This window comes from Mucilaginibacter sp. P2_D11 (genome assembly GCF_056404435.1).
Map to the genome: position 1 here is coordinate 248,696 of NZ_JBFUEA010000002.1, position 14,577 is coordinate 263,272.

Annotated in this window: 12 protein-coding genes; 6 read left to right on the plus strand and 6 right to left on the minus strand. The window is 48.7% G+C overall.

The annotated features are described in order from the left end of the window. Window positions 1-15: 15 nt before the first annotated feature. Complete coding sequence (locus AC1DXC_RS04050) at window positions 16-1,974, minus strand: beta-galactosidase trimerization domain-containing protein (protein WP_477457854.1); 1,959 nt, start codon at window positions 1,972-1,974, stop codon at window positions 16-18. On the opposite strand from AC1DXC_RS04050, the gene AC1DXC_RS04055 reads away from it, so the two are divergent. Beyond that, a complete protein-coding gene (locus AC1DXC_RS04055; protein ID WP_477457855.1) occupies window positions 1,966-2,673 on the plus strand; it encodes a 2OG-Fe(II) oxygenase in 708 nt (235 codons plus the stop codon). The two genes, AC1DXC_RS04050 and AC1DXC_RS04055, sit on opposite strands and share 9 nt — an antisense overlap. A gap of 55 nt (window positions 2,674-2,728) precedes the next feature. Here the strand turns inward: AC1DXC_RS04055 and AC1DXC_RS04060 are convergent, their stop codons facing one another. Further along, entirely contained in the window at window positions 2,729-3,457 is a 729-nt protein-coding gene (locus tag AC1DXC_RS04060; RefSeq protein WP_477457856.1) for a hypothetical protein, read from the minus strand. Between the two features lie 250 nt (window positions 3,458-3,707). Here AC1DXC_RS04060 and AC1DXC_RS04065 point away from each other — a divergent pair, with 250 nt between their 5' ends. Continuing rightward, window positions 3,708-3,854 carry a hypothetical protein gene (locus AC1DXC_RS04065; RefSeq protein WP_477457857.1) on the plus strand — a complete coding sequence of 49 codons (147 nt, stop codon included), beginning with the start codon at window positions 3,708-3,710 and terminating at the stop codon, window positions 3,852-3,854. A gap of 72 nt (window positions 3,855-3,926) precedes the next feature. On the opposite strand, the gene AC1DXC_RS04070 is transcribed toward AC1DXC_RS04065, so the two are convergent. Further along, window positions 3,927-5,864 carry a tetratricopeptide repeat-containing sensor histidine kinase gene (locus AC1DXC_RS04070; protein WP_477457858.1) on the minus strand — a complete coding sequence of 646 codons (1,938 nt, stop codon included), beginning with the start codon at window positions 5,862-5,864 and terminating at the stop codon, window positions 3,927-3,929. A gap of 143 nt (window positions 5,865-6,007) precedes the next feature. On the opposite strand from AC1DXC_RS04070, the gene xth reads away from it, so the two are divergent. Both xth and AC1DXC_RS04080 read left to right on the plus strand, forming a co-directional pair. Next, window positions 6,008-6,781, plus strand: a complete 774-nt coding sequence (gene xth / locus AC1DXC_RS04075; RefSeq protein ID WP_477457859.1) for an exodeoxyribonuclease III — start codon at window positions 6,008-6,010, stop codon at window positions 6,779-6,781. Window positions 6,782-6,860: 79 nt separating this feature from the next. After that, window positions 6,861-7,148, plus strand: coding sequence for a hypothetical protein (locus AC1DXC_RS04080; protein WP_477457860.1), 288 nt, complete (start codon window positions 6,861-6,863; stop codon window positions 7,146-7,148). Window positions 7,149-7,164: 16 nt separating this feature from the next. On the opposite strand, the gene AC1DXC_RS04085 is transcribed toward AC1DXC_RS04080, so the two are convergent. Further along, window positions 7,165-7,848 carry a GNAT family N-acetyltransferase gene (locus tag AC1DXC_RS04085; protein WP_477457861.1) on the minus strand — a complete coding sequence of 228 codons (684 nt, stop codon included), beginning with the start codon at window positions 7,846-7,848 and terminating at the stop codon, window positions 7,165-7,167. 122 nt (window positions 7,849-7,970) lie between these two features. On the opposite strand from AC1DXC_RS04085, the gene AC1DXC_RS04090 reads away from it, so the two are divergent. Beyond that, on the plus strand, window positions 7,971-8,780 hold the full coding sequence (locus AC1DXC_RS04090) for a tRNA pseudouridine synthase A (protein ID WP_477457862.1): 810 nt from the start codon (window positions 7,971-7,973) through the stop codon (window positions 8,778-8,780). 8 nt (window positions 8,781-8,788) lie between these two features. Beyond that, the gene (locus AC1DXC_RS04095) at window positions 8,789-10,903 is read left to right on the plus strand and encodes a family 10 glycosylhydrolase (RefSeq protein ID WP_477457863.1); all 2,115 of its coding nucleotides are present in this window, start codon (window positions 8,789-8,791) and stop codon (window positions 10,901-10,903) included. Window positions 10,904-11,038: 135 nt separating this feature from the next. Here AC1DXC_RS04095 and AC1DXC_RS04100 read toward each other — a convergent pair whose 3' ends face one another. Both AC1DXC_RS04100 and AC1DXC_RS04105 read right to left on the minus strand, forming a co-directional pair. After that, on the minus strand, window positions 11,039-12,988 hold the full coding sequence (locus tag AC1DXC_RS04100) for an amylosucrase (protein WP_477457864.1): 1,950 nt from the start codon (window positions 12,986-12,988) through the stop codon (window positions 11,039-11,041). Window positions 12,989-13,015: 27 nt separating this feature from the next. Continuing rightward, the gene (locus AC1DXC_RS04105) at window positions 13,016-14,374 is read right to left on the minus strand and encodes an MFS transporter (protein WP_477457865.1); all 1,359 of its coding nucleotides are present in this window, start codon (window positions 14,372-14,374) and stop codon (window positions 13,016-13,018) included. Window positions 14,375-14,577: the final 203 nt, after the last annotated feature.

The window sequence follows — 14,577 nt, forward strand, 5'->3', positions numbered from 1 at the left end:
AGTGCTAAATTAAAACTATTCCCATTTGATAACCATCGTTTCCTCTGTATCAATACTGATATGGTTACCGCCGGTTTTGCCGCCCTTATTGGCAAACAGCACCATGGGCTCGGGCGAGGCGGCCTGCATCAGCAGGTTAAACTCTTTGCGTACGGAGGACTTGTTGACGATGATGGTAATGGTGTCTTTTCCATTCTGCATGGTTTTCATCAGCATGCCATTCTGCGGAGATTCGAACAGGAAGGGGATATTCATCGATGGATAGTCGAGCGCCTCTTTCAGGAACTGGCTAAGTCCGGTATAATCTTCCAATACCCGGCTGCCTAAACCAATCAGCGTGGGTATCCACCAGGCCTGTCCCTTGCCATAATTGTTCTGCACCGCCCAAATATCGTTGCCCTTTTCAGCTACTGCCTCGCCCGTTGTTGGGCGTAGCAATCCTACCCACTGGAATGCGGGGAGCAAAACTCCGTCAACAATAATGTCTTCTATATCATCGATAGCTTTGTACTCCAATATATCGGCACCGAAAACAGTTCGCAATGGCGAACCCAGACGCGTGGTAGCAACCGCGTTTTCATCGTAATATGCTGCGAGTCCATCCGCAATCAATTTGCCCCCTTTTTGCACGAAAGCGGCAAGCTGGGGCCAGTATTTATGCGGGATGGATATTTGGTGCGCAAGGATTATCGCAATGCCGGTAAAATCTTCCTTCGAAAAATCAAACTCGCTTATTTCCTTAAAATTTGCCTGGATGCCGGCCTCGCTCAACGCCTCGAAGTAGGCTAGCGCCGATTTCATCACTCCGCCTTCATCGCGCCCCTCGTAACTTTTGCCGCCGGTTTGTAGTTTCTTTTCTACCCAGAGCGATTCGCGGGTGTACAAAATATTAATGCCGGACTCCACCGTTTTTGCATTTTCAAATAGGTCTAAATTGGCATTCACTACATCAATAACTTCCGTTGCCGCCAGCAACCTGTCGCTGGGTTCGTTCAGGTAATTCAGCATGGCCCATTCGCCTGCTTCTATGCCCGACGAGCGGGGGTTAAGGCACCAAAATATGGCCCCCTTGCTTTCGGCGCTGATAGCAACCCAAAGCCACTGACTTATTTCTTCGGCGGTTGGACAAAGCGCCAGGAAACCGCTGTAGGTATTATTGCCGCCCTGAAGCTCGGTCATAAACCAGGGGATATCGCCTGCGCCAGAGCGTAGTATCTCGCAATTAGCAGATACTGCCATGGCATATTGCGCGCGGTTAAAATACCCAAAGTGCCAGCTGGCATGCGCCGAGCCGCCCAGGCTGGTCAGGAAATTGCGCCAGGCGGGGAAATCGTACTCCGCTACGTTCTTAAATATCGCGTGATTGTTTACGTGGATAATGCTGCCGGGATGGTATTGGTGTATTTCATCGGTAAGCCATTTTAAAAACCAGGTATTGTAGTACAGATGGAAACGCTCATCGGCAAAATCGAAATGGTCGTGCCCATTGCTGTTATAGTCCGGATGCGCCTGCGCGGCTTTCCATTCCTGGTATTTATCCGTTGCAAATTGTTCCTGCGGGAAATGCCCTACGCCAGGTTCGTTTACCGGCACCCAACCATAACAGGATTTGAACTGCATGAAGTGCGGGACTATATTTTCGATGTACCGCGCAATAGCCACCAGATGGTCCTCATCCTTCGGGAACTTCAATCCCCCCAGATCCGTAAAGGCAGTAGCCGGGAACAGGTTGCCGTATATTTTAATGCCGTACTTTTCGGCGGCGAGGTAAGCGGCATCAAACAAAGTAAAATCCCAGCTGCCATCAGGTTTATGCATATAGGTTTCAAACAGGCGTATGCGGGTAACCGCCATACCGGCTTCTTTCAACCGCATGAACCATACATCAATTTCTTCTGCCGTTTGCCCGGGCTCAATAAAAACCTCGGCACCTATCATAAGCGGGGGGGCCTCTTCCTTTTTAGTATGCTGCATAACCTAATTAACCTGATTGGCGGGGAATGGTTTGAAATGCAGGGCATACCACTAATTAAACCTACCTTCACCAAAATGCAGGACCGCGCTATGCGGTGCACCCAATTGGAACAAACCTTCAGCGATTTTATCGACACGTACCTGGATACACACGTAGGGATATCAGAAAACTTTTTAAGCACCGCGCTTTCCGGCCATTTAAAGGATAACCTTATCGGTTTATTTAGGAATAACCTTTTGCTGGCCGCAGGCACCGGGAACGAAACGCTGGTGGTTCACAACAAACTCGTTAGAGGCGATAGTATCTACTGGTTGGGCCGCGAGCATAACGACCCCCACGAAAATTCCTTTTTCGATCTGATGGACAAATTCGTAGAATACCTTAACCGCACCTGCTACACGGGCATTACCGGGTATGAGTTCCATTATACCTTGTACGAGGAAGGGGCATTCTACAAAAAACATATCGACCAGTTTCAGCAAAACGGAACCCGCGCCTATTCCATGATTATGTACCTGAATACCGATTGGGTACTGGCAGACGGCGGCGAGTTATGCATCCATCATGCCCACCACGAACAATTTATCCCTCCTACCAACGGTAAAAGCGTGTTTTTTAAAAGCACCGAAATGGCGCACGAGGTAATGCTGACCAATAAAGCCCGCATGAGCATTACCGGCTGGCTAAAAGTGAATTGAAAATATAAGCGCATAATTAGCGCTATTCCCTTTTCATAACCATCAATCAGGCGGATTAATACTGTAACGTTGGGTCGCCGCCCGCAGGCACATTTGATGGGGTGAATTCGTAGGCTGTAGCATAAATGGAAGCCAGCTTCCCTGCGCTAAAGTTTAGCGTTACCATAGTGTAATGTGTATCATCCGTTACCGAGATAAAGTACCATTGCGGCGCCGCGCTCATCAAGGGGTCGTAAACTTTGGTGATATCTTTATCGAAGATAGAAATGCGCTCGAACTTTTTGGTGTAGGCTCCCTGTTGTTTAATCTTCACTAATTTAGCGTAGATGCCATCTATGGCATCACCAACTGCGACCGAAGAAGACGCATCATTGACGAGAGGCCACTTCTTCAGCTTCACGCCATCGTTGGTAAATATGCTATTCAGCTTATTATCGGTAAAATATAGTTGGATACCTGTGCCGGTGCCTACGGTTTCATCGAGGTAAACGGTGCGGTATAAAGGTATCTTATTTTCCAGGCTTTCCAGGTTGGTAAAAACGTTGCCCACTATAGCCAGGTAATCTATCCGCCTATCGGCAATAATAGCCTGAAACTTAGAATACACCGTGGATGGGGCTTCACCAATGTTGAGTCCCCATTGCCCGCCTGTCCGCAACGTGTCGCTTGAAATCAGCCTTGGCGGTATCGGGTCCACGGTTATCAAGGGCCCTTTTGTGGCCGCCTCTTTTTTGCAGGCCGAAAACGAGAGCGCAATCAATAAAAGGATAAACAGATTTTTCATGAGGTGTTGGTGTTTAGCTATCTATACGCCTCGCAGCAGAAAAACGCTACACCGTATTACAATAATTCTATCTCGCGGAAACAGCACAGTTTTGTATAGCTTTTTTATCGCTCGCACCGAAAGACTGTATAGTTTACTATACGCAAAAATATCCTATTGATATCTTTTTAAGCTTCTTTAAACGAAGGGTAGGCTTCGCGTAAATTTGGCATCGTTATTATTATAAGTAAGTAAATAAAACACTACCGATATGAAAACTTCAGTACAAACCACCATCCTGTTAAAAGCATTCGATATTGAATTAAAAAGAATCATAGACGCCGACCTGGCTAAATACAAAGCAGAGCAGCAACGCAAAAAGAACCTGTCGTTCATCAAACAATTACTGGCTGCCTAAGCCCAAACAAGCTTACACACAATTCTATATATAGCAAAGCCTTTGCCCAACCGGGCAGAGGCTTTTGCATGCCTAAGCCAGATATGCCTTGAAGTAGATAATAAATTCGGAGCCCTGGTTTGGCTGACTATTCACTTCCATGTGGCCGCCGTTTTCTTCTGTAAATTGCTTTATCAACATCAGCCCAAGGCCGGTACCCGCCTCTTTATCGGTACCTTGTTCAGATATGGCCTTACCTGTTACTTTAAAAAGCTTATCCAGTTTTTCGGCAGACATGCCCACGCCATTATCTTTAATGTGTACGGCGTGCATGCCCGGCGTTTCAGTATAAAAAACCTCGATGATACCGTTCTGCGGCGTAAATTTTATAGCGTTACCAACCACGTTTTGCAGGATGATGCGCACATGGCTCGGGTCGGCCTGTATGCGGATGGGGCCATTGGCGGTGTGTAAAACCTGCTGGCTCTTGTTTTTAGAGAAGAATCCGAATACCGATAAAACTTCGTTCACCATGGCAACCAGATCAATTTCTTCCAGGTTGAGCTTTCCGCCCATTTGCTGGCTGTTGGCCCAAACAAGCAAGTTGTTGATCATGCCGGTAACCAAGGTTACCTGTTTGTAAAAATCTTCGAAAACAGCATGCTGTTCTTCTTCATCCAGGTCGCCGTAGCGAATCAGCTCCAGCGCCTGCAATATCGATGCGAAAGGGCTGCGCAGGTCGTGTCCTATTACCGAGAACACCTGATCTTTGGTTTGGTTAATGGCCACCAATGCCTCGCGCTGCCTGATTATTTCCTCTTTTTGCAGGGCTATGGCGGTGTTGCCGGCCAGCAGCTCTTTGTTCAACGCCGATTTATGCTTGCTGCTCCGCACGATAACGAACAGTATGATTACCAGCGACAGCGAAAATAACGACACCATCGCAATAAGCAGGCGGTTAAGGTTTATAGATTGCTTGCTTATCTGATTCTCTTTTACCAGTTTTAAGTTCTCGGCCTTCTTTTCCTGCAGGTGGCGGTAGTTTATCTCTTTCTCTTTTGCCTCGGTAAACAAACTATCGGCATACCGCTTAGCGTTTACTTCGCTGGTGTAAGCATTCTTATAATCGCCGGTTGCGGCGTAGCTTTTGGCCAGTATGTTGTAGGCCCGCTGTATATCCCACCCGGCTTTAAGACTAAGCGAAAGGGCCAGGCCTTTTTCGGTATGGGTAACAGCTTCCTGATAGCGGCCCATGGCATAATAAGTTTGCCCCTGGCCCGAGTAGGCAAAGCCTTTTTCCCAATTGTCCTGATAGGGTTTATAGTTGAGGGCCAGCTTATAATACTTCAATGCCTGGGGATAGTTACCCGAGTGGTAATAGGTTTCGCCCATGCGGTTGAGAATCATCTGGATGATGTGCCAGTCCTTTACCTTTTCGGCAATCGCCATGCTTTTTTTTAAGTGGACGAAAGCCTTATCGAATTGTTTTATCTCGTCATAACACGAGCCGATATTGAAATTATTGCTGGCTATGCGCGTGCTGTCTTTCAACATTTCGCCGAAAGACAATGATTTCTCGAACTCGGATATGGCATCGTACATCCTATCCTGTGCCAGGTAAATAAGGCCCTTGTTGTTGTACGATGCGCCTATGCCTTTTTTGTAGCCTATTTTCTGGCTGATGGCCATGGCCTCGTCTGATGCGGTAAGCGAGGGGAAGTACGAGCCCTGGATATAATAGGCCCGCGCTATGTTGTTCTGCGCAGTTGCTGCGCCTTTATCGAATTGTTGCGATTTGGATAATTTAAGGGCCTCTTTGGCCAACAACAGGGCACTATCGGGGTTATTGTAGAAATACTTTTCGGCCAGGGTGTTCAATAGCACTACGCTATTAGTATCTCTTGAAAAACCGGTTTTGGCTCTGGCATTCTTTAATTGCGCTAAAAGCGCAGCAGCCGGTGTTTGCCCTTCCGCATAAAGCGAGATAGAAAGCAGCACAATGCAAACGGGTATCAGATAGTTTTTGCCCATAGTGATTAGGGGGAATCGGCAGTACTAATATGCGAATAAAAAACAAAACAAGAATAATTAATGCTGCTTAAAGCCAGTAATTTTTATGTGTAAATATGATTCGATAGCTTTGGTGCTACCATACCAACCATACCCTTGCCTATATGAAAATAGCCACCTACAATGTTAACGGCGTAAATGGTCGCCTGCCCGTGCTGCTGCGCTGGCTTAACGAGGAACAGCCCGACGTGGCCTGCTTGCAGGAACTAAAGGCCCCGCAGGAGAACTTCCCATTGCAGGCTATTAATGATGCCGGCTACAACGCGATATGGCATGGTCAGAAAAGCTGGAACGGCGTGGCCATACTGGCACGTGGCATGGATATACAGGAACGCCGCAAGGGCCTCCCCGGCGATGAGGAAGATAGCCAAAGCCGCTACATAGAAGCGCTGGTGAATGGCGTGGTTATCGCTTGCCTGTACTTGCCCAACGGCAACCCGGCACCCGGCCCCAAATTCGATTATAAGCTTGGCTGGTTCGAGCGGTTGAAGATACACGCTGCCGAGCTGCTGGCATCGGGCCTGCCCGTGGTGCTAACCGGCGATTACAATGTGATGCCGACCGAACTGGACGTGTATAAGCCCGAGCGATGGGTGGAGGATGCCTTGTTCAGGCCGGAAACGCGGCTGGCCTTTAAAACGTTGGTAGAGCAGGGCTGGACGGATGCCCTCCGCAAGCTTTACCCTACGGAGGTTATTTATACTTTTTTCGATTATTTCCGCAACGCATATGGCCGTAATGCCGGGTTGAGGATTGACCACTTTTTGCTCAGTCCGCAGGTGGAGGGAAGGCTGAAAGCTGCCGCTGTTGACCTTCACGTACGCGGCTGGGAAAAAACCAGTGACCATTGCCCGGTATGGATTGAGCTGGCAGAATAAATTACCTGTTAAAAGGTTGTAACAATACAGGGCCCGGCGCGTTTTATGCTATGTATTAAAACACACGGCCACATCCCATATGAAATACATAGCATCACGCCTCTCAGAAGGCAATAAGATTTTCCCCGCCGAAATTTACATTGAAGAAAACGGCGTTACGGTTAAGATACCCGGCCTGTTCAGCGGCGATACCACTACAATTGCCTATGAAAGCATTTCGGCAGTTGAGATAGATACGCCCATGATTGGTTTCTCTACCATACGCTTTTACCACAGTGGTAACAAAGTCGAGGCACACGGTTTTAGCAAACACGACGTGGAAGAAATAAAGGGCTATATCGAAAGCGGAAGAAGTCGGGCGAAGTAATATCCAATCCTCCGCATTAAGCCTGTTCTTTTTTGATGATATAAAAATGTATGGTTTTTCGCGTGGCAAAGCCCAGGCTTTCGTACACGCTTATGGCGCGTGCATTATCGCTGCGCACGTGCAGAAAAGGTATCTCGCCCGCTGCGCGGATGCGTTGTATCTGAAACTGCAGCACCTGTTTAGCATAGCCCCGCCCTAAATAATCGGGATGGGTACAAACGGCGCTCACCTCGGCATAATTAAAAACATGCATGCGCTGGCCGGCCATGGCTACAAGCTTATCATCATCCAATACGCCATGGTAATGCCCGAATTCGATGGTGCGTTCGGCAAAAGGGCCGGGGTTGGTAAGCCTGGTTAAGGCCAGCATCAGGGGCACATGCTCTTTGGTTAATGGCGTGAGCGCAACCGGCGGATAATCCGTATCGCGGCCATCGTGCACCATCTGCAGGCATTCGATATATACCATTTGCTGCCAGGGCGCCGGGATATCCGCTTCCACCGGTGAAATAAACCCGAACGGCCTGGCTGCAGGCGCCATATCGTATAGTTGGGCGAAGCTTTGGGCAGTATTTTCCCTGAAACCCACGAAGGGCGATACCTCGGGGCTGAAATATTTTATCTCTGCCGTGCCGTTCGCCAGGTTGCTATTGCCCGATACTAGGGCGTTCCAGGCGGGATTATCTAATACGTGCTGCATTTTATACAGATGCTTTTGGGTGCCTTCAATAGTACAAAAATCGGCAATATGCTTTGTATGCAAAATGTAAAACCAGCAATAACAAGGGCAAATGTTTATTTTAGCCATCTATACATCGAACCTTGCGCTACTTCTTTCATATCGGTTACCTCGGCACCAATTACCACGGCTGGCAAAAACACCCGGATGGCATGAGCGTGCAGCAGGTTTTGGAGGATTGCCTTAGCCTGGTTTTTAAAAAGCCCACTTTCATTACCGGCTGCGGTCGTACCGATGCACAAGTGCATGCCAGCCAGTTCTTTTTCCATTTAGATGTGGAGACGGCCTGGGATTTCGACCTGCTTTTTCGGATGAATAATATCCTGCCGGATGATATTTCGGTTTTTGATATCATACCGATGGAAGGCCTACCCCATGCCCGTTTTGATGCCGTTGAGCGCAGCTACGATTACTTTATCCATACCTATAAAGACCCTTTCCTCAGCGCATTCAGTTCGATGTATTTAGTAGCGGACTGGGACATTGACAGCATGCAGCGCGCCGCCGGTTTATTGCTGAATTACACCGATTATCATGCTTTTTGCAAAATGCCAGACAGGAACGGGCATACCATCTGCAATATCAGCGAAGCAAAGATTTATACCGATAGCACGGGCGATAAACTGCGCTTCCATATCTCGGCCAATCGTTTTTTAGGGCGGATGGTGCGCATCATCACCGGCAAACTGATAGAGGTTGGCACCGGCAAATTAAGTGTAGACGAATTTGAGGCGCACCTCATTAACCCGCAATTACCGCAATTGATAAAACCGGCCTATCCGCAGGGATTGTATCTTAGTAAAATAAGGTACCCTTACCTGGATGCCGCCACACGCAGCGATTTTACCCAAATGCTTTCCGGTGGCGCAAACGGATGGGTAACCAATAGTTAAACTATCTAATGAAGAAATTAGCCTATATCCTATTGTGCCTTTTGTACTGCCTGCAGGTAAGTGCTCAAAAAAAACCGGATGCTGCTAATGAAAAGTTTTGGTGGAAACGGAATAACCTGCGGGTGATACAAACCAACCTGCCCGATTATGAGGCCGCTACGCTCAACCCCGATTCATTGGTGGCCGACCTTGTGCATTTCTCTGCCAATACGCTCATCATCAACGCAGGCGGCATAATGGCTTTTTATCCTACAAAGCTCAAGCTGCAATACACCAACCCCTACATGAAAGCCAATATGCTGGGCGATGTCATCAGCAAATGCCACCAGCATGGCATCAAAGTTATCGTCAGGTTCGATTTTAGCCGGGTGCACGAAAGCATATACAAGGCCCACCCCGATTGGTGCTACATATCGCCAAAGGGCGAGCGCATCATCAACACCAATATGTACGCGGTTTCTATCAATGCGCCTTATGTGCAGCAAGGGGCCTTTAAGATTATTGGCGAGGTGATGGATATGTACCCCATCGACGGCATCTTCCTGAACATGCCCGGCTACCAGGTAAACAACGCCTACGAAGGCAAATACCTGGGCATAGACCAAAACGAAGCAGATAAGAAACGCTTCTTCGACTACAGCCACGGACTAACCCTGCCCACAGAAGAAAACCCCACCGATCCGGCATACATCAAGTACCTAAAGTTTAAGAAATACACCGGCGATGATTGGTCTAAACGCTTATACGATTTGGTTAAGGCGAAAAACAAGGATGTGGCCATTTGCACCTATACTGATAATTACGTGGATATAATCCGCCACGAATCGCAGGCGAACAGTAGCTTGCCTTACTGGCCCTATACCGCATCCGATAATGTGAACAACGCTATGCACTCTTTCCCCACGCATGTCATCAGCAACGCCAGCATACAGCAAATAGGGTTCCAGTCGCGCTATAATGCCGTGGAGCCTGCCGAGGTTGCCATACGCCTGTACGAGAATATCGCCAACGGCTCGGGCCTGGACCTAAGCATGATGGGCGATATGCGCGGCTATGAGGACGAGCGGAATTATGGCGTTATCAGCAAAATATACGCTTTCCATAAAGAGCATGAGGCGTACTTCGGCAACTATGCATCCACAGCAAAAGTGGCCCTTATTTCGCCGGGACTATGGCCTGGCGGCCTACCCATGCAGGAATATCGCGGCATACAACTGATGCTGAAAGAGGCGCATATCCCCTTCGATATCATCGTGAGCGAGCAGATGGAAAATCAGGCCGGTATCCTAAAAAAGTATGGCACAATCATCCTGCCCGAAACCACAGGCCTTACTGCAGCAGCGATACAGGTATTAAAGGATGCATTGGCCGGCGGCACTAACCTCATAGCCACCAACACCGCCCTGAGCGATAACCCGCAGGCCCTTCTGGATATTTTCGGCGCGAAGGTGCTTACCAAAGAATACGATGGCAGCGGCAATTACCTACAGCCAGATAATGCCCTTATCTTTAAAAGACTGAAACTTCAGCGTATGCTGATGCTTAAATTCAACCTGGCCCAATACGACTTCGCCGGCGCGGATAGCCATTGCCTGCCTATACTAAGCAAAGGCCGCCCCGGCCCGCCCGAAATTATAGGCGGGCACACGCCAACCGGCCAATACGCAATGGCCTTGAAAAAATCAGGCAAAGGCAAGGCCGTAGTACTGCCTTTCAACATCGGCCGCCTATACTACCAAAACGGCTACCAGGAACACAAGAATATATTTTTGGATGTGCTGGACTATGTGTTTCCGCAAGCCACGGAGGACATCATCACCAACGCGCCCGAAAAGGTAGAGGTTATATTACAACGGTACGGCAAGAACGATGCACAGGCCAATGGCGATAAAAACGACGGCCTGATATTGCACCTCATTAACCTCACCGGTTTTAGCGGGGCAAGTTATTTTGAACCGCTGCCCGTATATGGCATAACCTTCAAGATCCGCTGCGATTTTAAGCCGAAAGAAGTGGTGTTGCTGGCTACGCATCAGCCTATAAAATTCACTTACCAAAATGGGGCGGTAAGCTTTACGGTAAAAAGCCTGGGTGATTATGGGGCGGTGCTGATAAACAGGTAAAAAAACAGGCCGTCATGTTGAATTTATTTCAACACCCCATCATAAAGGTAGCCACTATTCTGAGCCGCTCTGCACGCCGCCCACTCGTCCTGTGGGGTCCTGAAATAAATTCAGGATGACGGCGGGGTAATATATTTACACCACCTCCAGCAAATGAAAGCCATAAGGTTTTATAATCAGATACTCCTCGTTACTGCCAACTGCAAATTCCATCCCGGTCCAGTGGTCGTATAAGGTAATGAGGGAATTGCTGTGCTCTTTAAAGGCATACCAGGTTAAAAAGGCCTCCTCCCCGCTGAAATTGAATACGCAAAACAATTGCTTATCCCCCTGCTGGCGCAGATAACCCGCCACATGGATATTATAAGGCGTCAGCCACCCTAGGTTCGAGTGGTCGGACACTACCGGCAGCTTCCGGCGGATGCCAATGAGCTTTTGCGTCGCCGCGAATATTCTTTGCTCGGGAGTGCCTGCTTTATCAATCAGTTTGTTCTTCTTCCAATTGATAACCGGCCGGTGCATCCAGCGGTTATCGTAGCTTTTTCCGGGGTCGTCCAGATAGGAATAATCGTTGGTGTAACCCAGTTCGTCGCCATAAAACAGCATTGGCACGCCGCCTAAAAAGAAACTGTGCGCCTGCATCAGCAATATTTTATCTATGGCAGTATCTATGCCCGGTTTGTCTTTTTCTTTTAATGCCTTCTCCAGGCCGCACATAGATGCCAGCGAGCCGCTTATCCGGGCATCGCCCGTTTTAGGATTAACGGAGAATAATTCGCCGGTTGCCGGGCTGCCGGGGTATTTGCCCGAGTAATACTCCCACAAAAACTTACGATGCTCGCGTGGTTCAAAACCGGCGGCGCTGATAATGCTATCGTCATACGCCAACCCTATATCGTCGTGGCAACGCGTGTAGGTTATCCAGGTAGCGCCGTAAGGTTTCTGCGCAATATCGTGCTGGGCGCCCAGCATAACACGGGTGTTGCCGGTTGCCAGCATATCCCATTGCAGCGCCATTTGGGTAGCGTTGTAGGCAAAATCGCATTCCTTGCCTTTAAACAGGCCACTGCCAAAATATTTCATGATGTCGCGTGGCGCGGCGATAGCCTCGGCCAATAAAGCCATTCCGGGTGTAGCGGCCAGCACACATTGTTTTATCAGGCGTAAAATGGTATGCGTTTCGGGCAGGTTTTGGCAAATGGTGCCAATTTGTTTCCAGAGGAATATCGGGGCATCTATCCGCAAAATATCTACGCCTAAATTGGCGTAGTATAATACATTATCCAGCATATCAACAAACACAGCGGGGTTTGTGTAATTCAAGTCCCACTGGTAGCTGTGAAAAACCGTCATCACCCATTTATTGCACTCGGGCACGAAGGTGAAATTGCCGGGCGAGCTCTCGGGGAATATCTCTGGCATGTGCAGATCAAAAGCCGCAGGGATGGGGCTATCTGCATCGTACATGTAAAAATAATCCTGGTATTTGGCATCGCCCTGTTTGGCTTTTTCGGCCCACTCGTGCCGGTGCGAGGTATGGTTCAGTACAATATCCAGCATCAGGTACATATCGGCAGCTATCATCTTCTGCTGCAGGCCTGCAAGGTCTTTGGTGCTGCCGAAACGTTTATCCACCTTGCGGAAATCAGATACGGCATAGCCCCCGTCGCTTTCGCCTGCGGGGCTCTCGAATATAGGCAGCAGGTGCAAAAAGTTTACGCCCAGTTTTTCAAAGTGGTCCAGCTTGTTGCCCAGGTTTTTAAGGGTGCCGCAAAATCTGTCTACATACAGGCTCATGCCGGTGATGTCGTTACTCAGGTGCCAATCGCCCAGGGCGGCCTTTTCCTCGTCTTTTCTTTTAAGTTCGGCCGAGCGCGAAATATGGGCGTTGATCACCGCATCTATCATCGCCTCAAATAAGGGTTCACCAGCCGGATGTTTGCTGTATAGCTCGCTATAAAGCTGGTACATAGTTTCTGCACTGGTGAGTAGGCGCACGTAAAAAGCGTTATCTGCGCCCGCTATATCGAGCTTGCTTTTTTGTGCCGATGCGTTTATGAGCGTATGTAAATGCGGATTGTACACGATTGAGTTTTTATATGTAAAACATAATTAATGCCCGCCGCCTACCGGTTTCGCTACCTCGTCGGTATCGCTCGCCACATCTTTTTTGATGCGGGTTGTGGCTAGTGCCGCCAGCAGCAGCAGTACGCCGGCAAAGGTGATGGCGTTTGCGGGGTCATCGCCAAGCAGGTGCTTGTAAATATACCCAAAGCTAAGGGTTTGCAATATCATGGGCACAACAATCATCATATTTATAATGCCCATATACACGCCGTAGCGTTCTTTGGGTATGCTGCCGACGACCATAATATAAGGCACACCCATCATGCTGGCCCAGGCAACGCCAAAGCCAACCATCGGCGCAAATAAAAGGGCCCTATCGGTAATGTGCACAAACAGCAGTAACGCTATGCCCGCCATGGCCAAACAGGTAATATGTACATACTTGGCGCTGAACTTGCGTGCCAGCCAAACCAGCCCGAAGGCCGAGCAGAAGGTTACGATGTTATAAAAGCCATTTACCTGGCCCGTTAAAACCACAGCCTGCTCAAATAACTCTTTATTGCCATCGGACGTGGTATGGAACACCGATTTGGCGATGCTGAGCGCTACGAACTGCCAGTAGCAGAACATGGCATACCACTGGAACAGGTACACCAGCGCCAGTTTCCACATTACCGATGGCATATCTTTTATAGCGGCAAAAATTTCTTTGATAGGTTCCAGCGCACCGCGCTTGCGGGCTTTTAATTCGCGCAACTCTTCCTCGGTCGGAGGGATTTCCGGCGTAGTCAATACCGACCATATCACCGATACAATGGAACAAACCGCTCCCACGAAAAACGACCCGAATACCCAATATGGTATGCCCGAGCGGCCATCATCAGTAGTGGTTTCCCCCGTAATAATGCTTTTAAAAAACCCTAGCGACAGGTTGGCCAGCGTAATGCCCAGGCCGGTGAAAAAGCTTTGAGTGAGGAAACCCATGGCGCGCTGCTTCTCGGGTAGCTTATCGGCTATAAATGCGCGGTATGGCTCCATGGCGGTATTGTTGGCGGCATCCAGTATCCACAGCAAACCGGCGGCCATCCACAATGATTTACTGAATGGGAAAGCGAACAAACACAGGCTGCAGAATATGGCCCCAATCAGAAAGAAGGGCTTGCGCCTGCCGAAACGCGGGCTCCAGGTTTTATCGCTCAGGGCACCTATGACGGGCTGTATCAGCAGGCCCGTCATCGGCCCGGCCAGGTTAAGGAGCGGCAATTGCTCGGGGTTGGCGTGTAGAAAAGTATAAAGGGGGTTAATGGCGCTTTGCTGCAAGCCAAAACTATATTGGATGCCGAAGAACCCAACATTCATGTTGATGATTTGCCAGAAACTAAGCCTGGGTTTAAAAAATGCCATAATAAGGGGTGCGGTTAGTGTTTAATTGGTTGGGCGCAAGCGCCGAACAATATACGATTAGCTTTTAATGCATGAAATTTATTCGCAGCAAAAACATTTTTTTATCCTATCAATTAATATTTGGCTGTTAATAATTAGCTACATTTAACCGCCGCGGCAAAAGCCTTTTTTGCGTTCCCGAACAACGCGCATTTTACCAATTT